The organism is Rugosimonospora acidiphila, assembly GCF_039543385.1.
In the GTDB taxonomy this organism is placed as follows: Bacteria; Actinomycetota; Actinomycetes; order Mycobacteriales; family Micromonosporaceae; genus Rugosimonospora; species Rugosimonospora acidiphila.
The window spans coordinates 18,708-38,845 of the sequence record NZ_BAABJQ010000004.1; the positions used below are offsets into that span (position 1 = coordinate 18,708).

A 20,138-nucleotide genomic window follows, 5' to 3' on the forward strand; every position below is an offset into this window, starting at 1 on the left:
GCAGCCAGCCCCCGCGCCGCGGAAGCGTGGGGATCGCGCGCCACCGCCACAGCCGGAGCCGGCCCACCGTGCGTGGCCGGGCCGCGGCGCATCCCCGGCCAGCGGCTCACAACTGGCCCGTCACCCGGGCGCCCGGCTCCAGGGCGCTGGACACCCGGTGCGCCAGCAGGGCCGTCTCGTACCCGACCTGCCCCAGGTCGCAGCCGGCGCTGCCCAGTACGGCCAGGTGCGCCCGGTCGCCCACCGCCATGACCAGCAGCACGCCGTCGTCCATGTCCACGACCGTCTGCCGTACCCGACCGGTGGACAGGCACTTCGCCGCGCCCACGGTCAGGCTCGCCAGCCCGCTCGTGATCGCGGAGAGCTGGTCCGCCCGGTCCACGGGCAGTCCCTCGGAGGCCGCGAGGGTCAGACCGTCGACCGACACCGCGAGCGCATGCGCGATGTCCGGTACCCGTCGGGCGAACGTCGTGAGTAACCAGTTCAGGTTGCCTTCGACGGACTCGGTCGAGATGCTCATCATGCGTCCTTCGCTGATCGGTCAGGCCCGGTGGAACCCGGGCCAAGTCTGCCGGTGCGGGGCTCTCGCCGCGGCCCCAGGGGGGCGCTGGGCCGGGTTCAGGACGGTGGCCGGGAGGTGTGCCGGGCGGCGGCCGCCAATCCGCTTGCCAGGCCGCTGAGCCGGGCGCGGATGGCGTCGGGGTCCGGCGGCCGGGTGGGGTCGTCGGCGGGGGCGGGTGGCCGGCTCACCTGGCCGGGTACCAGCAGGCGGCCCGGCCGGCGCCGGGGCAGCCCGAGGCTCGGATCCACCGCGATGGTGGGCATCGACCCGGCTCCGCCCGGCCCCGCTCCCTGAACACCTGCTCCGTTCACCGCGCCTCCCTTACTGCCCGCTCCGGCTGCCACCGCGCCGTTCGACCGCTCCCCGCCGCCGGGCCCCGCGACGTACGACTGCGGTACGGGTGGCGGATAGGCCCCGACGGGCGCCCCGGGGTACGCGGCACCGGCCGGAACCGCTGCGGCCGGAACCGCGACCGTCGGGCCGGCGAAGCCAGCCGGGCCGCCATTCGAGGCCGGGCCACCGTTAACGGCCGGGCCGCCGCCGTGAGCCATGCCGCCGCTATGAGCCGGGCCGCCGCCGTGAGCCATGCCGCCGCTATGAGCCGGGCCCCCATTCGAAGCCGGGCCTTCACTGACGGCGCGGGTACCGGCCACGGCCGGGGGGACGGTCGGAGCCGGAGCGGCGTACGCGGCCGGGGCGGGTACGACCGGCGCGAAGCCGCCCACCGCCGGAGTGACCCGCTGCCCGGCGGCCTCCCGCGCGCCCCGGGCCGGATACGGCGCGACGGCGCCCGCCGGCGCCGGGTCGCTCGCCTGCTCCGCGCGCCCGATGGATAACGGTACCGGCGCCAGCACGCCGATCGGCAGCGCCACCAGCGCGGCCGTGCCGCCGCCCGGCGCGCTGCGCAGCTCCACGGTGACGGAGTGGCGGGCCGCCAGCCGGGACACCACCAGCAGGCCCATGGTCCCGGCCAGCTCGGCAGTGAGCATGGTGGTGCGACTCAGCCGGCCGTTGAGCTCGGCCACCTGGGCCGGCGGCATCCCAATACCCTCGTCGAAGACCGTGATGGTCACCGTGTCGACGGTACGGCGGGCGGACACCCGCACCCGGCTGGTCGGCGGCGAGAACTGCGTCGCGTTTTCCAGCAGCTCGGCGAGCAGGTGGATCAGGTCGCGGACCACGGTAGCGGCGACCGCCACGTCGGCCACCGCGACCGGCTCGACCCGGCGATAATCCTCGATCTCGGCCGACGCCGCCCGGATCACGTCGATCAACGGTACCGCCGTCATCACCCGGCCACCCGGCTCGCCACCGGCGAGGACCAGCAGGTTCTCGTCGTTACGCCGCATCCGGGCGGCCAGGTGGTCCAACGCGAACAGCCGGCCCAGCGCGTCCGGGTCGGTCTCCGCCCGCTCGAAGTCCGCGATCAACTGGAGCTGGCGGTTGACCAGCGTCTGGCCGCGGCGGGACAGGGCGACGAACAGCCCCGCGATGTCCAGCCGCATCAGCGCCTGATCGGCGGCGAGCCGCAGTGCCTGACGGTGCACAGTGGACAGTGCGGCGCCCACCTCGCCGATCTCGTCGTTGCCGGCCATGGACAGCGAGTCGGCCCGGGCGGCGGAGGTGTTGAGCACGCCGCGCACCGCCTCGGTGTCCGGCGCGGCGGTCAGCGAGGTGATCGTGCCGGGCAGCTCCACGCCGGCCACGGTCAGCGCCGCGCGGCGCAGCCGGCGCAGCCGGCGGCTGGTGCGCACCGCGAAGAACAGGGCCGCCCCGAAGGCGATGACGATGAGCGCCGCGGTGGCCAGGCTGGTGATGATGGCCTGGTTGGCCGCTGCCGCCTGCCGCTCGCGGGAGGTCTGGTCCAGCGTGTGCGACAGGCTCAGCTGTACCGCGTGTAGCTGGCGAATCAGGTTACTCTGCGTGATGTACCAGCCGTCCGGGTCCGTGTGCAGGGACGCCGCCGTGGGGGTCGGCTGGAGCACCGCCGTGCGCATCGCCGTCGCCGTGACGACATCGGGCCCGCTGAAGTCGTGTTTGTACAGCGTCTGCTGCTGTGCCGTGGCGTTGCGGTTGAATTCGGCCAGCAGCTCGTCCTGCGCGCCCACCGACTGGGCCAGCCGGGCCTGCTCCCCGGGCAGGAAGCTGCCGCGCTCGAACACCTGGTGCAGCAGGTCGCGCTGCTGCGCGCCGTAATACTCGACAGAGGCGATGGCGGCGACCGCCCGTGCGGTGGCGGCGAGGTCGGCGTCCGCCAGCGCGGTGGGTAGCGCGTCGGCGACGCCGAGTACCGCCTGCCGGATCTCGTCGTACTGGTTGCCGGACAGCGCGTTGGAGCTCAGTTCCTGCACCTGGCGGCGTACCGCGTCGAGGGTGGCCAGCTGCCCGGTGGCCGCGCCCAGCACCCCGGCCAGGTTGGGGGCGGCCATACGGGCCTTACCGCTGACCGTGCGGAAGTCGCTGACCGCCAGGTCAGTCTGCCCCTCCGCCGCGGTGAGCAGCGCGGCACCGTCACCGCCCCGGGCCCGCAGCCGGTCGGCCTCGGCGATCTCCTGCTCCAGCTCGGTCTCCAACCGCAGGGTCACGATGGCGGTGTTCGCGACCGCCTCGCCGCGCTTGGCGGCGGTCGCGGAGTGGACGGCGGTATCGGTCTGTGCGGTACCGAGACCCAACAACCCGATCGCGGCCAGCACGATGGGCAGCATCAGTCGCAGCCGGATCGAATGCACGCCGCCCGTGCGGGTGTGCCCGGCTACCTGATGACCACGGCCGGCGCGCGGCGTGTCCCCGGCACCGATGTTCTCCTCCGTGGCGACCTCTCCCCCCAAAACCGCTGGTGCCCTTGCCCCGTCGGCCACCATGTCGCGAACCCCATGCAAGGTTGCTTCCCGGCCCACCGGTCCGCAACCCCTGCGGGTCGCTGCCCGCTGGCCGGATGGACCATACGGGGCTAAGCCGTTGGTACGTTCACGCTGCACCGCGAAACGCGCGGAACGTCCTCATTGACCGGTCGGTAGGGAGTGATTTCCCCCATTGAAACGCTTGCGTGAACAGGGCTTTGCGAACCGCGAGGAGCCGCTCGCCACTCGCCGACAGGGAGCCGACCATAGCCGATAGGAACGCACCATGATCGATCGGCATGGGCGGCCAGCGCGGCGCCGGGGCGGGCGGCGATCTCCTGTCGGCTTCGCGACAGGACGGGCGTCGGAGGGGACGGGCGGCTAGAGCAGTGCCACCGGCCCCGGCCAGTCCGGCGGCGGGCCGGTCACCCCGTCGGTACGCAGTCGCTGCGGGTCCGCCCGCCCGTACAGCAGCGGGCTGAGCCAGGACCGTGCCGCGGCACGGAACTGCGCCGGATCCATCGCGCCCGCCCCCTCGGGCAGCACCCCGACCAGTTCGCCGGCCAGGTCGGCGAGGTTGCGCCAGTGCACCAGCTCGGGCGTGCCCGGCCAGGCCCCGATCACCGGGTACCCGATCAGCGAGCGGCGCTCCAGTGCCTCAAGGGTCAGCGCGGTGTGGTTGAGAGTACCGAGGCCGGCACGCGCCACGACCACCGTCGGGCAGCGCAGCGCCAGGGCCAGGTCGGCGACCGTCCAGCGCCCCTCCCCCATCGGCACCAGCAACCCACCCGAGCCCTCGATCAGCACCACGTCGTGGTTCGCGGCCGTCCGCTCGACGGACTCGATGACGTCGCCGAGCGCGAGCGGCGAGGCGCCCACCTGCTCCGCGGCGGCCAGCGGCGCGAGCGCGTCCGGGTAGTTGGCCAGGGTGAGCGCGGTGACCGGCGCGGCGAGCCGGTTCACCACGTCGACGTCGGAGGGCTCGCCGGACGCGATGCCGCTCTGCCCGGGCTTGATGACGGCGACCCGGTGACCGGCCACGGACGCGGCGGCCGCGATCGCGGAGGTGACCACCGTCTTGCCCACCTCGGTGTCGGTACCGCTGACCACCCATACGGTCGCCGTCACGGCGCACACTCCGCGATCACGTTCAGTGCCTCCTCGAACGCCGCCCTCGGCACCCCGACATTGATGGTGAGCCGGAGCCGGGACCGACCGTCCGGTGTGGACGGTGGCCGGAAGCAACCGACCGCGACGCCCCGCTCCCGGCACGCCTGCGCCCAGGCGACCGCCTCGTCCGGCCCGGGCGCGGCGACCGAGACCACCCCGGCGGCCGGTTCGGACACGTCGTGGCCGACCAGCCGCTTGCCGACCAGCGCGGCGCGCTCGGCCGACTCCGCCCGCAGCGCGTCGCCGTCCCGGATCAGCTCCAGCGCGGCCAGCGCGCCAGCGGCCACCACCGGGGGCAACGCGGTGTCGTAGATGAAGGTACGGCCGGTGTCCACCAGCTTACTCACCAGCGCCCGGGGCCCGGCCACCACGCCGCCGGCCGCGCCGAACGACTTGGACAGCGTCGCGGTCACCACCACGTCCGGCGCTCCGGCCAGCCCGGCGGCGGCCACCGCGCCCGCCCCGGACGGACCCAGCAGCCCGACCGCGTGCGCGTCGTCCACCAGCAGCAGGGCGCCGTGCCGTCGGCAGGCCGCGTGCAGCTCGACCAGCGGCGCCAGGTCCCCGTCGACGGAGAACACCGACTCCGTCACCAGTACCGCCGGGCGCCCGCCCCGGCCGGCGAGGGTGCGCTCGACCGCCGCGACATCGGCGTGCGGCACCACCACGACCTCGGCCCGCGAGTTCCGGCAACCGTCCACGATGGATGCGTGGTTGTACGCGTCGGACAGCAGCAGGGTGCCGGGGCCGGCCAGCGCCCGTACCGCGCCCATGTTGGCCAGGTACCCGGACGAGTAGACCAGGGCCGCCTCGCTACCGAACAGCCCGGCGAGCCCGGCCTCCAGCTCGGCGTGTTCGGCCGTCGACCCGCGCACCAGCCGCGAGCCGGTCGCGCCCAGCCCGTACCGGGTCAGCGCGTCGGCCGCCGCGGCCAGTACCCGAGGGTGCCGGGACAGCCCGAGGTAGTCGTTGCCGGCGAGGTCCACGGCGTCGTCGCCGGCCTCCCGCGGCCGCAACTCTCGGCGCAGCCCCGCGCGCTGGCGGCGCGCCGCCTCGTCGTCGAGTTCGCTCAGCCAGCCCGCCGGCGAACGGTCCTGCTCGGCCTCGCCGACGCCGGCGCGGCCCGCGGGCGAGCCCGGCCCGCCGGGGGGACTCGCGGCCGGACCGGCAACGCCGCGGGGGCTCGCGGCCGGACCGGCCATGCCGCCGGAGCCCGCGCCCACTCCGGAGCCCATCCCCACCTCCCGGTTCGCCCCGCCAGACGAAACCGGCTCGTCGGGCGCGTGAAGAGCGACTTGTAGAGTACGACCATGTCGCTGACGCCTCCCGATACCGGTACCGGACTCGCCCTGAGCGATCCCGGGCTCGCCGCCGCCGTCGCGTCCGTGCTCGAGACCGGGGTGGGCCTGTCCGAGCCCGACGTCCTCGCCGTCCTCCGGCTACCCGACGAGGAGCTGCCGGCGGCGCTCGCCGCCGCGCACCAGGTGCGGGTGCGCTGGTGCGGCCCGGAGGTCGAGGTCGAGGGCATCGTGTCGGTCAAGACCGGCGGCTGCCCCGAGGATTGCCACTTTTGCTCCCAATCCGGACTGTTCACCTCGCCGGTGCGCGCGGTGTGGCTGGACATCCCGGCGCTCGTCGAGGCCGCCAAGCAGACCGCCGCGACCGGCGCCACCGAGTTCTGCATAGTGGCCGCGGTGCGCGGGCCGGACCGGCGGCTCATGGACCAGCTGCGTGAGGGCGTCAAGGCGATCCGGGCAGAGGTCGACATCCAGATCGCCGCCTCGCTCGGCATGCTCAGCCAGGACCAGGTGGATGAGCTGGTCGGGATGGGCGTACACCGGTACAACCACAACCTCGAGACGGCGCGGTCGTTCTTCCCGCGGATCGTCACCACCCACTCCTGGGAGGAGAGGTTCGACACCCTGCGGATGGTTCGCGACTCGGGCATGGAGGTCTGCTGCGGCGGCATCCTCGGCCTGGGCGAGACCATCGAGCAGCGGGCCGAGTTCGCCGCCCAGCTCGCCTCGCTCCAGCCGGACGAGGTGCCACTGAACTTCCTCAACCCGCGGCCCGGCACGCCGCTCAGCGACGCCGAGCCGGTCGACGCCAAGGACGCGCTGCGCGCCATCGCCGCGTTCCGGCTCGCCCTGCCGCGCACGATCCTGCGGTACGCGGGTGGGCGCGAGATCACGCTCGGCGACCTGGGCACCCGCGACGGCCTGCTGGGGGGCATCAACGCGATGATCGTCGGCAACTACCTGACCACGCTCGGCCGCGCGCCCGGCTCCGATCTGGAGCTGCTCGACGAGCTGAAGATGCCGGTCAAGGCCCTGTCGGCGACGCTGTGAACCCGATCGCGATCGAGCATCCTGCCGCCGACGTCTACTGCGACCGCTGCGGCGGCGAGCTCGCGGGCGGCGCGCACCCCGCCTGCCGGGCCGCCCGCGCTCTGGAGCCGCCCCGGTACTGCCCGACCTGCCGGCGGCGGATGAAGGTACAGGTGCTGCCGGCGGGATGGCGCGCGCAGTGCGTGGAGCACGGCGAGGCACGCGGCTGACTGTTGGCGACGGCCTGTTGCCCGAGGCCGGACGCGGGGGGATCGTGGGGGCGGAAGTCGACCATGCCGACCCCAAGGAGACCGCCATGGCCAAAGTTCTCATCCTCACCGGCGACGCCGCCGAGTCCCTCGAAGTCATGTACCCCTACCAGCGCCTGCTGGAAGAGGGGTACGAGGTGCACATCGCCGCGCCGAGCAAGCGCAAGCTCCAGTTCGTGGTGCACGACTTCGTGGACGGATTCGACACATACACGGAGAAGCTCGGCTACACCTGGCCGGCTGATCTCGCGTTCGCCGACGTCAACCCGGACGACTATGTAGCGCTGATCATTCCGGGCGGCCGGGCGCCCGAGTACATCCGCAACGACGCCGACGTGCAGCGCATCGTGCGGCACTTCTTCGAGTTGGACAAGCCCGTCGCGGACCTGTGCCACGGCCCGTTGGTGCTGGCCGCGGCCGGGGTGCTCGAGGGGCGGACCACGGCGGCGTACCCGGCGCTGGAGCCCGACGTACGGGCCGCCGGTGCGACATTCCGGGACAGTGAGGCCGTCATCGACGGAGTAGTGGTCTCCGGTCGCGCCTGGCCCGACCACCCGGCCTGGATGCGCGAGTTCATGCGGGTACTGCGGGACAAGGCGCCGGTTAGCTGACTCACCCGGGACCCACCCCTACCCTGGCCAATGTCGGTCCGCCGCCGCCGGTTGCGCGAAGAAATATAGGGGATAACCGTGAAGCGGGGCGGTTAACCGGCGCTGAGCAGCGGAGATTCGCTTGATCAGGCGGGTAGGGGTGGGCCGCGAAGTAACGTAGGTCACATTGTGGTATCGGGTCGCGCAACGGCACATTTGCGGCTGAGCCAGCGGTGCCATCGACGCTGCCGCCCCCGCGCCGGACTCCCAAAGGATACGACGATGACCATGCGATTGGCTCCCGGCACTGACTGGGACGAGACCCTGCGGCGCGCCATCGCCGCCACCCCCGAGGCCTTCACCGAGGACCGCCTACGCAACCTCATGGAGGGCGACTGGCAGGACATCGGTACCCCATCCGCGCTGCACACCCCGCTGGACGGCAGCACGCTCGCGAAGCTGTCCCGGCTCGACGCCGAGGCCGCCACCCGCGCGGTGCGCGCCGCCTCCGACGAACACAACAAATGGGCAAACACCCCACTGGAGCAGCGCCGGGAGCAGGTGATCGAGGCCCTCGACGCGCTGTCCGAGCACCGTGACCTGCTGGCCATGCTGCTGGTCTGGGAGATCGGCAAGCCGTGGCGGCTGGCCTGCGCCGACGTGGATCGGGCCCTGTCCGGTGTGCGGTGGTACACCGAACAGATCGAGCGGCAGGTCGCCGGCCGCACCGCGCTCTGCGGCCCGGTCTCCAACATCGCCAGCTGGAACTACCCGATGAGCGTGCTGGTCCACGCCGAACTGGTCCAGCTGCTGGCCGGCAACGCGGTGATCGCCAAGACCCCGTCCCAGGGCGGTGCGGTCTGCCTCACCGTCGCGCACGCGCTCATGCGCCGCGCCGGGCTGCCGGTCACCCTGCTGTCCGGCGGCGGCGAGGAGCTGTCCGAGGTGCTCGTCCGGGCGCCGGAGATCGGCGCCGTCGCGTTCGTCGGCGGCCGGTCCAACGGCGGCAAGGTGGCCGCCGCGCTGCTCGACACGGACAAGCGGCACATGATCGAACAGGAGGGCCTGAACGCCTGGGGCGTCTGGGAATTCTCCCAGTGGGACCTGCTGGCCGGGCACCTGAAGAAGGGCTTCGAGTACGGCAAGCAGCGGTGCACCGCGTACCCCCGGTTCGTCGTGCAGCGCGACCTGATGGACAAGTTCCTCGACGTGTACCTGCCGGTGGTCAAGTCGATCAAGTTCGGCCACCCGCTCGCCGTCAACGCCGACGGCGACGCCCTGCCCGAGCTGGACTTCGGCCCGCTGATCAGCGCCGCCAAGGCCGACGAGCTGCACCGCAAGGTGGACGAGGCGATCAGGCACGGTGCGATCCCGCTGCACCGGGGCACGCTGGCCGACTCGGCCGGCTTCCTCGACGGTCAGGACACCGGCGCCTACGTCGCGCCGACCGCGCTGCTCGCCCCGCAGGGCCGGTCCCGGCTGATGCACGCCGAGCCGTTCGGCCCGGTCGACACCATCGTGGTGGTGGACACCGAGGAGGAGCTGCTGGCCGCGATGAACGCGTCCAACGGCGCGCTGGTCGCCAGCCTCGCCTGCGACGACTCGGAGCTGGCCGGCAAGCTGGCCGCCGACCTGCAGGCGTTCAAGGTGGGCATCAACAAGCCGCGCTCCCGGGGCGACCGCGAGGAGACGTTCGGCGGCCGGGGCGCGTCGTGGAAGGGCGCGTTCGTGGGCGGCGACCTGCTGGTACAGGCGGTGACGATGGGCGAGCCGGACGAGCGCCTGTACGGCAACTTCCCCGACTGGACGGCGATGCCCCCGGACGTGTGAGCCGATTACGCGGCGGCCTGAGGGTCCGGTGCGAGTGTGACGACGAAGGCCGGCAGTTGACCGACGAGCGACAGCGGAAACTCCGCGACGCGCCCGGTCCACTCGCCGGCCTCGTTGATGGCGACGACCGGTTCAGGCGCATCGAAGTACTGAATCAGCTCGATGACGAAGCCCGCGTGATGAAGCTCGGCACTGACATGCTCGCGCCCCGATCGGTGATCGGCCGTGCACCACGGCGGACAAGTCATGGTCGTCCCCTTCCGAGAGAGCGTGGTAGCTAGCAGGGGGAAGGGGGCGAAGCTCCGCAATGCCTCGCCCTGGACTCAAGCATTGTTGGCCAAAGTCTGCGTATCGAAGTGGGCAAAATAGGGCCCATGTCACCATTGCGACATGGGCCAACTCGATGATGCCGCCAAGGCCTACCGCGCGTCGGAGACGGCGTTGAGACGGGCCCAGGAGGCGGCGCAGGCGCGGATGGACGCCGCACGCGAAGCCCGTGCACAGGCGCGTGAGAGGCTGGCCGAGGCGATCGCCGCCGAGGCACGGGTCGGCACGCCACAGGTCGAGATCATCCGGATAACCGGGTATTCCCGCGAGCGCGTCCGCCAGATCCTGCGAGCGGCAGGCATCGAAGCGGACAGCTGAGCATGTCGCCCGCGCCAGTCCGCGGTTCACGTCCAGATCATGGTGGCGATCCCCCCCTCGGGGGGCGGGTTTGCCACCATGATCTGACGGCACCGGCCCCGAAGCAGACGCCTGCGCGCCCGATCGGCCTGCTACGGTCCGGGCAATCGGTCGTCGCCGGTTCGGAAGGACGCGTGCCGTGGTCCACTCGACGCAGTTGTTCCCGGTCTCCGTCAAGGGCGTCGTCATCCGCGACGGCCGGGTCCTCTTGCTGCGCAATGAGCGCGACGAATGGGAACTCCCCGGCGGCAAGCTGGAACTCGGCGAAGCCCCGCAGCGCTGCTTGGCGCGCGAGATCGCCGAAGAGGTCGGCTGGACGGTCGCGGTTGGCCCCGTCCTCGACGCGTGGCATTACCACATCCGTGACGGGGTGGACGTGCTGATCCTGACCTACGGCTGCCACACCAGCAGCGGAGCGCCACCCGTGGTCAGCAGCGAGCACAGGGAGGTCGGGCTGTTCACCGCCGGCGAGGTGGCCGACCTGCGCATGCCGGACGGGTACAAGAAGTCGATCGCGGCATGGCGGCCGCGCGGCGGTTCACCCCCAGATCATGGTGGGGATCCCCCCTCGGGGGGCGGGTTTGCCACCATGATCTGACCGCATCGGCCGCGCCGTCCGGCAGGACCTGCGAGCCGCTGGCATCGAGGCCGGCGGCTGCCGGTTCTGTCAGACCCCCGGCGCAGGATTCGGCTCGTGAGCCCTCGTCTTCCGGTCGACGACGCCGACCCGCTGGCCTGGCTGCTGTTCGCGCAGAACGGCGTCGTCACCAGGCAGCAGTCGTTGGAGCACCTCACCGAGAAGGCGCTGGAGCACCGGGTCCGATCCGGCCGGTGGCAGCACGTGCATCGCGCGGTCTACCTGGCGCACAGCGGCGAGATCACCGTCGAACAGGAGGAGTGGATAGCGGTACTGGCGACCGGTCCGCGGTCCTACCTCGCCGGGCTGACCGCAGCAAACCGGTACGGGCTGCGCGGGTACCGGACCGACCACGTCCACGTCCTGCTGCCGGCGGGGCGTCGGGCCGACCGACCCCCACCGGGGGTGATCGTGCATCGCAGCCGGGTCCTGGGCGACCCGGATGTCGTCGCGGCCCGACCGCCGATCAGCCGGCACGTGCGCGCCCTGGTGGACGCCGCGCAGTGGGCGCCCGACGATGACCGGGCGCGGGCCATCATCGCCGCCGGTTACCAGCAGCGGCTGGTCTTCGGCTCCGAGGTCCCGGAGCTGCTCGCCCGGTTGCCGACCGCGCGCCGGCGTCGCCTGATCGCCCGGACCGCCGCCGACGCGTCCGGTGGGTCGCACTCGATAGCGGAGGTCGACTACCTGCGGCTGTGCCGCCGGTACCGGTTGCCGCCGCCGAGCCGGCAGGTCGAGCGCACCGATCGGGCCGGGCGCCGACGGTACCTGGACGCCGTTCACGAGCCCTGGGGCGTGCACGTCGAGGTCGACGGCGGGCAGCACACCGACGCTACGGCCTGGTGGGCCGACATGCGGCGGCAGAACGACCTGTGGATCCCGGGCGATCGGGTGCTCAGGTTTCCCGCCTGGGTGGTCCGCGAACGGCCGGGCGAGGTGGCGGCGCAGGTGCGGGCCGCGCTGTCCTCCGCAGGCTGGCGGCCGACGCTCGACGGCGCCCGCCGGGACTCGACGGTGAAGCAGAAAGTTACCGATCCGTAGAGCTACCAACACAACCCGATCGAACGGCGTACCACAGCTCACGTATCGTCTGCGACGTTTTCGACGTCCATCGAGACTGAGGTGAGTCATGGCACTGGTACGTCGGTCCGCACTCCTCGGACTGCCGGGGTATGCGGGCGAGTCGAGTGTCGACGAAGGTCCCAGCGCGGTCGGCACGCTGGAACACCCATCCACCCACAGCGTCGGCGCGGAGCCCACGGTGAGGCTGCCCGCGAATGGCGGCGCGCAGGCCGCGCTCCCGCTGCCCTCACTGGCCGCCGGACGCGCCCCGACAGCGACCGCCGGACGCGCCTCCACGACGGCCTGGGCCGCCGACGCCGAGGCGGCGGCGGTCGCCTCGAAGGGCGCGTCGATCGGCAGCATCTTCGGCGCGTTCGTGTTCGCCGCGATCGGCACCGCCGCCGGCTATGTGGTGCATCGCTGGGGCAGCCACGTTGAGCCGTTCGAGATCGGCAACCAGGTCTCCGCGTACGCCGCGATCATCGTGTTCGCCGGCGCGGTGGAGCGGCTGCTGGAACCGTTCTCCAACCTGCTGCCGGGTGCCCGCGCCCGGGCCGAGTACGAGAGCACCGTCGCCGCGCTGACCAACCTGGACCCGGCGATCACGCTGAAGGACGTCGCGGCGGCCCGGGCGAGGCTCGACCGCGCGCTGGCCAACCGTGCGGTACTGATGTGGGGCCTGGCGACCGGCGTGGCCGCGCTGGTGTCGGCGGCCGGCGGCTTCTACCTGCTGCACATGATCGCCGAGAAGGGCTGGGTGTCGCAGATCCCGACCTGGGTCGACGCGCTGATCACCGGTCTGGTGGTCGGTACCGGCACCAAGCCGCTGCACGATCTGATCAGCCGGGTGCAGGCCGCCAAGGGCGAGTAGTCGCGGACCGGGCGTCTCGGCTCGGGCCGAGACGCCCGCCCGACCGACCGACCGCCCTCCCGCCCCGACAGTCGCCCACCCGACGGTCGCCTGACGTGACAGTCGCCTGGCGTGACAGTGGTGACACGGGGGCCGTTAGGTCTTGTTGAGGTTGCCGCGCGAGACTTCGACCATGGCGGGGGAAGCACGACTGGTCGGCCGGCGTAGACGTCGCCCGGCCCGGTGGCTAACGCGGCTCGCCGTCTCGGCGGTGGCGCTGCTGGCCGTGGCCGGCTGCACGAGCAGCGGGGGCGACCCGCCGGCCGCGGTCGTGTCGTCGCCGGCCGCGTGCCAGATCCAGTACGTGGTGCGGGCGCAGCCCGCCGGCTTCACCGCCGACGTGAACGTGACCAACCTGGGCGGCCGGCTGCGCGGCTGGACCGTCGGGTTCGACTTCGCCGGCACCGACCAGCGCCTGGCCTCCGGCTGGAGCGCGACGTGGACCCAGACCGGTACCCATGTGACCGCCGCGGTCGCCGGCACGGACCTGGCGCCGCACGCCTCGGTGACCGCCGGATTCGACGGCGTCGGGCCGGTCGGCGCGGCACCCGCCAGGTTCACCCTCGACGGCGTGGTCTGCTCGCTGAAGGTCGACTCGGACGCCACCGCGCCGGCGGCGGACCCGCGCACACCGGCCCTGCACGTGTCCGGCAACCAGATCGTCGACGCGGCCGGCCACCCGACCAGTTTGATCGGCGTGAACCGGTCCGGCGGCGAGTACATGTGCGTGGACGGCCACGGCATCTGGGACGGGCCGGTGAACGACGCCGCGCTGGCCGCCATCGGATCGTGGAACGCGAAGGCGGTACGGGTGCCGCTGAACGAGGACTGCTGGCTGAGCCTGGGCTCGCTCGACCCGCGCTACTCCGGGGCCCGGTACCGGGCCGCCGTCGCGGCACTGGTCGGCTCGCTGGAGGCACACGGGCTGGTGCCGATCCTGGACCTGCACTGGACCGATGGCAGCTTCACCGGGGACGGAAGCCAGTGCGCCAGCGCGGCGGCGAAGTGCCAGAAGCCCATGCCGGACACCAACGCGGTCACGTTCTGGCGATCGGTCGCGCAGACCTTCCGTGACGACCAGTCGGTGGTCTTCGACCTGTTCAACGAGCCGTACCCGAGCGACACCTCAACCATGTCGCGCGGCCAGTCCTGGGACTGCTGGCTGTCCGGCGGCTCCGCCTGCCACGGGCTGGGCTACCCGGTCGCCGGCATGCAGCAGCTCGTCGACGCGGTGCGCTCGACCGGCGCCAGGAACGTGACGCTGGTCAGTCCGAACAGCTACTCCAGGGACCTGACAGGGTGGCTGGCGCACCGGCCAAAGGACCCGACCGGGAACCTGGCGGCGGCGTGGCACTGGTACAACGACGGGTCCTGCACCACGGCGGACTGCTGGCAGCGGGAGGTCGGACCGGTGGCCGCCCAGGTACCGGTGGTGACCACGGAGATCGGCGAGATGGACTGCTCGTCCGCCCTCGTCGATCCGCTGATGAACTGGCTGGACGCCAAGGGCGTCAGCTATCTGGCGTGGACGTGGAACACCTGGGGCTGCGGCGACGGGCCGGCCCTGATCAGCGACTGGTCCGGCACGCCGACGCCGTACGGCCAGGGAGTGCGCGACCACCTCCGAAGCCGGTGAGCGCTCATGGCCCCGCCGCGGGCAGCCCCGGTGCGGGCAGCCCCGCCGCGGGTGCTGGCCATGGGTCAGTGGGCGACGCCCTCGCCGCGCGAGCGGCGCAGCGCCCGGTCGCAGGCGGCCAGGTGCGTGCCGAGCGCGTCCTCGAAGCTGGTGGTGGCGGCCTCGAACAGCAGCTGCCGGCGGATGGCCAGCTCCCTGCCGTGCACGCCGCCGGCCGAGGCGAGGACCTCTCGTACCCGTGCCGCCGGCTCCTGCGCGACCTCGTCGACCAGCCCGACGCGGGCCGCCTCGGCGGCCGACAGCGGAGCCCGCAGCACCAGCATGCGCCGCGCGGCGGCCACCCCGAGTTGCTGTCCCAACCGGTACAGCGCCATGCCCGGCCAGGCGCTGCCGGCCACATCGACCAGCTCCAGGGTCAGGTCCTCGGCGGCCACCCGGTAGTCGCTGGCGAGCAGCAGGTCGAAGGCGGGTCCGCGGCACACCCCGCCCGCCACCACGGGTACCAGCACGGGCAGCCGCTCCAGCCGCCGCAGCGCCCGCTCCCACTGGTTCACCAGGTGGATGGGGGTCTCGTGCGGCCACGGCTCGGCCTCGCCCGACCCCGCGCCGTCGATGTGCACGAGCAGGGTGAGCCCCTTGCGTTCGTCCTCCTCGACCCGATCACACACCTCGTTGACCTGGGTGATCAGCGCCTTGGACAGCGCCGTACCGCCCTCGACCCGCAGGTGGACATCGGTCAGATCGGAGAAACTCGACACCGGGACGCCTCTCTTGAAAAACCATCCGGACTTCCTGTCGCGGGGCTCGCACACGCGACCCGCGACCGCGCTACCACCGCAGCAGTGCCATCTCGATGGTCGAGCCCGGACCCATCGTCATGAACACGCAGTGGTCACCGGGGGCGATCCGCCCCTCCTCGACCAGCTGACGGTACGAGAACAGGAACGAGCCGCTCGAGAGGTTCCCGTAGTTGCGCAGCACCGATTCGGTGTGCCGCAGATCGTACGCGGTGAGTCCAAGGTTCACCCGCACCGAGTCGATGACCTTCTTGCCACCCGAGTGGACTATCCAGTGAGCCACGTCGCTGCGGCGCACGCCGGTGCCGTCCAGCAGCGCGGCGAGCACCTCTTCGGCGTGGGCGCCCACGACGTAGGGCACGTCCCGGTCGACGTAGAAGCTGAACTTGTGCTGATCGTCATCCCAGTCGTAGCGCATGGCGTCCATCGCCTCGGGAATCAGGCGACTGGCGAACTTCAGGACGGCCGGGCCCTGCCCGGGCCGCGGGGAGTCCGCCGTCAACGCGACCGCGGCGGCGCCGTCACCGAACAGGCTGTTGACCACGGCGGTACGCATGGTGCCGTCGAATACGTACGCGGCGGAGCAGACCTCCACGCAGATCATGATGGCCAGCCGGCCCGGGTTGGACTGCGCCCAGGACGTCACCGCGTTGAGCCCGTTGAGCCCGGCGTTGCAGCCCATGCCCACGACATCGGCGCGGTGGCAGTCTCGCGGGATGCCCAACTCGTTGATGAGCAACGCGCTGAACCCGGGAGTGAGGAACCCGGTCGACGTCACGCAGCACAGGTAGTCGATGTCGTCGACCTCGGCGCCGGCGTCCTCCAGGCAGCGGCGCAGCGCCTCGGCGGCCAGCTCGATGCCGTGCGAGCGGTGCTTGACCAGCAGCTGTCCCTGGCTCTCGTCCACCGGATTGCCATCATCGTCCAGATCGGGCAGGAGAAGATGACGCTGGTCGATGTGACTGTTCTCGAAGATGGAAGCAATTCTCGGGTCGGTCATCCCGTACCGCTCGAGAAGCTCACTCTGGCTGTACGCGGTCTTCGGGTTGGCGGTGCCGATTCCGTTGATTCGCGGTCGCATGACCGCTCCCGCTGGCACCACTGCATACTCCCGTCGCCGAGACACGAAGCCGCATCACCAGATCAAGTTCTTCGCGCCCGCCCCCGACCGGCCCCGTTTGTCGGGAGGACCCCGCAGCGTTCATACGATAGCCGACGATACAGCGCGGGCGACCGGCCGATCGGCTGGGGCAGCGAGAGCCGGGCGGCGTAACGAACGCCCGGAGCGGCCATTCGCGGGCGGACGCACGGTTGGTTCATACTTGCCGCTCGTATGCTGCCGTGCGGGAACGGTCGCGGCGCGGGCCTCGGCTCGACCGGCGGCACCGGGAGGCACAACGACCAGCACAGCGAAGACGAGGACGAGGACGAGCTGACGTGGCAGAACCGCAACCATCGGCAGGGCGAAGCCTCGCGGTGCTCATGTACCACTCCGTGTCAAGCATCGGCGAGGGTCCGCTGCGGGTCTTCGGCGTGCCGCCCGAGCTGCTGCGCGAACAGTTGGCGGCGCTGTCCGGCGCCGGGTACCGGCTGGTCGGCCTCTCCGAGGCCCTCGATCTGCTTGACGGCGGGTGCACCGACCCGCTGGTGGCGCTCACCTTCGACGACGGGTACGTCGACTTCCTCGACCACGCGGTCGGGGTGCTGGCCGAGGCGGGCGCCGGCGCGACGCTCTACATGTCGGTCGGGCACATGGGCGAGCCGGCTGGTTGGCTCGGCGCGCAGGCCGGGACGCTCGGGCCGATCATGGACTGGGCGCAACTGGCCGAGGTGGCCGGTGCCGGCATCGAGATCGGCAACCACAGCCTGATTCACCACCCGCTCGACGTGCTGCCCACCGCGCAGCTCGATCAGGAGATCCGCGACAGCCACGTCCGGCTCGCCGACGCCATGGCGCGGCCGATCCGGTCGTTCGCGTATCCGCACGGATACAACAGCGCGGCGGTGCGCGCGACGGTCGCCCGGTACGGGTACACCAACGCGTGCGAGGTGGGCCGGCGGCTGTACCGCGACGGCACCGACCGGTTCGCGGTATCCCGGTTGCAGCCGACGCCCGACCATTCCGGCGAGGACCTGCTGGAGCTGGTACGCGGCGGCGGATCGCGCCTGGTGCCGGGGCTCAAGCGGGCCGCGCAACCCGGCTGGCGAGTGGCGCGGCGTGTTGCACTTCGGGTTTTCCACGCGAAACTGACGTGAGTCGGGCAGCCGTTCCGGCCGAGAGCCACTTGGAGACTTTGTGAAGCGCTTAGACCGGTCGCTGCGGCGCGTCCTGGTGGCGACGGTACTCGCCGTGACACTCGTCCCACAGCTCGTAGGCTGCGCGGGGAGCACGACGGAGAGTTCGGCGGCCTGGGTCGGACCGACCTCGACAGCCCGGCCCAGCGCCACGCCGTCGGCCAGCCCGTCGGCTCAGGCACCGGACGGCTCCACGAAGCCCGAGCCGGTACCCGGAAAGGTCATGCTCGGCGAGTACCTGGACCTCAAGGGCAAGACCACGCAGCAGAGCCTGGCCCTGCGCCAGCAGCAGCTCGGCCGGCAGCAACGGATCATCCACGAGTACTACTCCTGGCAGCAGCCGATGCCCACGTCGCTGGCCGGGCTGCCGGAGGGCAGCATTCTGATGATCTCCTGGGACGGCACCAAATACGCGCCGATCCTCAACGGCTCCCAGGACGCTCTGATCGCCAGCGCGGCCGACGCGCTGGCCGCGCTGAAGGCGCCGGTGTTCCTGCGCTGGGCGTGGGAGATGAACGGCAACTGGTACGACTGGGGCGGCGCGGAGAACGGCAAGAACCCGGGCAACTTCATCAAGGCGTGGCGCCACATCCACGACATCTTCGTGGCGCACCACGCGACCAACGTGGCCTGGGTCTGGGGGCCGAACGCGGGCTCGGCCCCGGCGGCGTCGTGGAACGACATGAGCAACTACTACCCGGGCGACAACTACGTCGACTGGGTGGCCGTCTCCGGGTACTTCACCGGCCGGGAGACGCCGGCCTCGCTGTTCAGCGGAATCACCAGCAGGTACGGCGCCCGGAAGCCGGTGATGATCGCCGAGACCGGCGCGCTGGAGCGGGGCGGCACGGTCAAGGCCGACTGGATCCGCGCCCTGGAGTCCTGGATCAAGGCCAACCCGCCGGTCGGCGCCCTGGTCTGGTTCGACACCGACAACGACCACGACAACGGCAAGAACTGGCGCATCGACAGCTCGACGTCGTCGCTGTCGGCGTACCGCTCGCTCGCAGACGACCCGCACTTCTCCGGCTGACCGGCTGCGCTCCCCCGGGGCTACGTTGGGGGTGCTCGCCTCCGCCACAACCCGGCTCCGGCTGCGCTCCCCCGGGGCTACGTTGGGGGTGCTCGCCTCCACCACAACCCGGCTCCGGCTGCGCTCCCCCGGGGCTAGCTGGGCGAGCGCTCCTCGATCAGGCCCACCGGGTCCGCACAGATCAGCTCGGCGACCCGGCGCATCGCCTTCTCGTCGAACGTCGAGCGGTGGAACGTCAGGTTCAGGTGCAGCACGCCGGCCAACTCGGCGAAGGTGACCGTCACCGCCTCCGGACCGGCCGGCGTCGGCGCGCTGAGCACCATGCGATTCTCCGGCACACAGGCCCACGGCAGCCCGCCGTAGCGCTCGTCGAGCCGGCCGATGTGGGTCAGCGTCAGCGCGGGGCTGGACTGCACGCGTACCCGCGTCGGCCCCGGCACGTGACGGGCGCCGGGCCGCAGCGCGTACACGTCGCGCAGCGCGAGGCTGGCCAGCGGCCACCCGGACTCGACCATCGCGTTCATCACGCCATGGATCGCCTGGGGGTCCAGCGTGCTGGCCGGCACCAGATACTCCCCCGGCGAGAAGTTGCCATCGACGGTCGCACCCCGGCCCAGGTACCGGCGGGCGTCGAACAAAATCATCAGGCCCGCGCCGTCCGGCCGCAGCCCGCACGCCTCGAACGCGGGAGTGGTCGCGGCGAACAGCAGCGCCGCGATCGACGTACCGGGCAGGTGGGCGTCCCGCCACTTCCGCACCGCGCCGAGCGTCCCGGTGTCCGAGCGGGCGTAGGTGGCGCACACCTCCGGCTGCCACGCGCGGCGCGGCTCGTTTCCGGCCGGCTGCGGCAACACCGGCCGCGGCGTCCTCAGCAGGGTCAGCGCCCGGCGCGGGGCGCGGCCGAAGAAGCGCAACGACGCCCGGGCCAGCGGCAACCGGGTGGGCCGCGGGAACGGCAGGCGTGGCGCACGGCCCGCCGCCCCGGCGCCGAAGATTTCGGTCGCGAGTGAGTTGAAGACCTGGCCGTCGCCGATCGCGTGGCTCATCCGGATGCCCACGAAGTCGCCGCAGACCAGTACCTTCAGCGGCCGGTCACCGAGTTCCAGCGCGATCAGCGCCTCGCGCAGCGCCTCGGCGGTGGCCACCTCGTGCGGCGCCGTACCGACGCGCTCCCCGGCCGCCCGCGCGGCCGCCACCGCCACGGCCTCCGGCGTACCGGGCTCGGGCCAGTCCAGCACCTCGACATCGGTGTTCGTCAGGTAGGCGTACTCGGCGCTGGACTGCGGTACCCATCGACGCGAGGCCCGGTCGAGGCGACAGACGCTGCCGTGCTCCGGGTGCTGCCGGTGCAGGGCGATCAGCGTCTCGCGGATCACCGGTGCGGTCACCCCGGCCAGGGGCCCCACCACCCGGATGTGATCGCAGGACAGCCACTCACCATCGCGCAACGACATCCGCCGGCCAGGCACGCCCCCGACACTCCTCTCGTCGGCAAC

The 20,138-nt window shown here is 72.2% G+C and carries 19 protein-coding genes; 11 read left to right on the forward strand and 8 right to left on the reverse strand.

Going from position 1 to position 20,138, the window contains the following annotated elements; genetic code table 11:
- Positions 1 to 106: 106 nt before the first annotated feature.
- From ABEA87_RS07770 to ABEA87_RS07785, 4 genes are all read right to left on the reverse strand, one after another.
- Positions 107 to 520, reverse strand: coding sequence for a roadblock/LC7 domain-containing protein (locus ABEA87_RS07770; RefSeq protein ID WP_345627422.1), 414 nt, complete (start codon positions 518 to 520; stop codon positions 107 to 109).
- A gap of 98 nt (positions 521 to 618) precedes the next feature.
- Complete coding sequence (locus ABEA87_RS07775) at positions 619 to 3,423, reverse strand: sensor histidine kinase (RefSeq protein WP_345627424.1); 2,805 nt, start codon at positions 3,421 to 3,423, stop codon at positions 619 to 621.
- Between the two features lie 360 nt (positions 3,424 to 3,783).
- Positions 3,784 to 4,539: a dethiobiotin synthase gene (gene bioD, locus ABEA87_RS07780; protein WP_345627426.1), complete on the reverse strand. Its 756-nt coding sequence runs from the start codon at positions 4,537 to 4,539 to the stop codon at positions 3,784 to 3,786.
- Complete coding sequence (locus tag ABEA87_RS07785) at positions 4,527 to 5,807, reverse strand: 8-amino-7-oxononanoate synthase (protein ID WP_345627428.1); 1,281 nt, start codon at positions 5,805 to 5,807, stop codon at positions 4,527 to 4,529. Before ABEA87_RS07785 ends, bioD begins: the two co-directional genes overlap by 13 nt.
- Before the next feature lie 75 nt (positions 5,808 to 5,882).
- On the opposite strand from ABEA87_RS07785, the gene bioB reads away from it, so the two are divergent.
- The 4 genes from bioB (at position 5,883) to ABEA87_RS07805 (ending at position 9,588) form a co-directional block, all read left to right on the forward strand.
- On the forward strand, positions 5,883 to 6,920 hold the full coding sequence (bioB, locus tag ABEA87_RS07790) for a biotin synthase BioB (RefSeq protein WP_345627430.1): 1,038 nt from the start codon (positions 5,883 to 5,885) through the stop codon (positions 6,918 to 6,920).
- Complete coding sequence (gene bsaP, locus ABEA87_RS07795) at positions 6,917 to 7,129, forward strand: biotin synthase auxiliary protein BsaP (RefSeq protein ID WP_345627432.1); 213 nt, start codon at positions 6,917 to 6,919, stop codon at positions 7,127 to 7,129. Before bioB ends, bsaP begins: the two co-directional genes overlap by 4 nt.
- Before the next feature lie 86 nt (positions 7,130 to 7,215).
- On the forward strand, positions 7,216 to 7,779 hold the full coding sequence (locus ABEA87_RS07800; protein WP_345627434.1) for a DJ-1/PfpI family protein: 564 nt from the start codon (positions 7,216 to 7,218) through the stop codon (positions 7,777 to 7,779).
- Positions 7,780 to 8,040: 261 nt separating this feature from the next.
- Positions 8,041 to 9,588, forward strand: coding sequence for an aldehyde dehydrogenase family protein (locus tag ABEA87_RS07805; protein WP_345627436.1), 1,548 nt, complete (start codon positions 8,041 to 8,043; stop codon positions 9,586 to 9,588).
- Positions 9,589 to 9,593: 5 nt separating this feature from the next.
- Here the strand turns inward: ABEA87_RS07805 and ABEA87_RS07810 are convergent, their stop codons facing one another.
- Entirely contained in the window at positions 9,594 to 9,836 is a 243-nt protein-coding gene (locus tag ABEA87_RS07810) for a hypothetical protein (protein ID WP_345627438.1), read from the reverse strand.
- A gap of 142 nt (positions 9,837 to 9,978) precedes the next feature.
- On the opposite strand from ABEA87_RS07810, the gene ABEA87_RS07815 reads away from it, so the two are divergent.
- The 5 genes from ABEA87_RS07815 to ABEA87_RS07835 all read left to right on the forward strand — a co-directional run bounded on the left by ABEA87_RS07815 (position 9,979) and on the right by ABEA87_RS07835 (position 14,517).
- Positions 9,979 to 10,233, forward strand: coding sequence for a hypothetical protein (locus ABEA87_RS07815; protein ID WP_345627440.1), 255 nt, complete (start codon positions 9,979 to 9,981; stop codon positions 10,231 to 10,233).
- Between the two features lie 145 nt (positions 10,234 to 10,378).
- Positions 10,379 to 10,870 (forward strand): NUDIX hydrolase, encoded by a 492-nt coding sequence (locus tag ABEA87_RS07820; RefSeq protein WP_425570812.1) that lies wholly within the window; start codon positions 10,379 to 10,381, stop codon positions 10,868 to 10,870.
- Positions 10,871 to 10,966: 96 nt separating this feature from the next.
- Positions 10,967 to 11,950 carry a hypothetical protein gene (locus tag ABEA87_RS07825; RefSeq protein ID WP_345627443.1) on the forward strand — a complete coding sequence of 328 codons (984 nt, stop codon included), beginning with the start codon at positions 10,967 to 10,969 and terminating at the stop codon, positions 11,948 to 11,950.
- An 88-nt stretch (positions 11,951 to 12,038) separates the two neighbouring features.
- Positions 12,039 to 12,842 carry a hypothetical protein gene (locus ABEA87_RS07830; protein ID WP_345627444.1) on the forward strand — a complete coding sequence of 268 codons (804 nt, stop codon included), beginning with the start codon at positions 12,039 to 12,041 and terminating at the stop codon, positions 12,840 to 12,842.
- Positions 12,843 to 13,014: 172 nt separating this feature from the next.
- Positions 13,015 to 14,517 (forward strand): cellulase family glycosylhydrolase, encoded by a 1,503-nt coding sequence (locus tag ABEA87_RS07835; protein ID WP_345627446.1) that lies wholly within the window; start codon positions 13,015 to 13,017, stop codon positions 14,515 to 14,517.
- Between the two features lie 65 nt (positions 14,518 to 14,582).
- Here ABEA87_RS07835 and dpgB read toward each other — a convergent pair whose 3' ends face one another.
- The gene (dpgB, locus tag ABEA87_RS07840) at positions 14,583 to 15,275 is read right to left on the reverse strand and encodes an enoyl-CoA-hydratase DpgB (protein ID WP_345627447.1); all 693 of its coding nucleotides are present in this window, start codon (positions 15,273 to 15,275) and stop codon (positions 14,583 to 14,585) included.
- A gap of 70 nt (positions 15,276 to 15,345) precedes the next feature.
- Positions 15,346 to 16,395 (reverse strand): 3,5-dihydroxyphenylacetyl-CoA synthase DpgA, encoded by a 1,050-nt coding sequence (gene dpgA, locus ABEA87_RS07845; protein ID WP_345627449.1) that lies wholly within the window; start codon positions 16,393 to 16,395, stop codon positions 15,346 to 15,348.
- A gap of 413 nt (positions 16,396 to 16,808) precedes the next feature.
- Between dpgA and ABEA87_RS07850 the strand changes: the two genes are divergently transcribed.
- Together ABEA87_RS07850 and ABEA87_RS07855 are read left to right on the forward strand one after the other, a co-directional pair.
- Positions 16,809 to 17,570, forward strand: coding sequence for a polysaccharide deacetylase family protein (locus ABEA87_RS07850; RefSeq protein ID WP_345627451.1), 762 nt, complete (start codon positions 16,809 to 16,811; stop codon positions 17,568 to 17,570).
- Between the two features lie 40 nt (positions 17,571 to 17,610).
- Positions 17,611 to 18,642 carry a glycoside hydrolase family 26 protein gene (locus ABEA87_RS07855; RefSeq protein ID WP_345627452.1) on the forward strand — a complete coding sequence of 344 codons (1,032 nt, stop codon included), beginning with the start codon at positions 17,611 to 17,613 and terminating at the stop codon, positions 18,640 to 18,642.
- 134 nt (positions 18,643 to 18,776) lie between these two features.
- Here the strand turns inward: ABEA87_RS07855 and ABEA87_RS07860 are convergent, their stop codons facing one another.
- The gene (locus ABEA87_RS07860; RefSeq protein WP_345627454.1) at positions 18,777 to 20,111 is read right to left on the reverse strand and encodes a hypothetical protein; all 1,335 of its coding nucleotides are present in this window, start codon (positions 20,109 to 20,111) and stop codon (positions 18,777 to 18,779) included.
- Between the last annotated feature and the right edge of the window lie 27 nt (positions 20,112 to 20,138).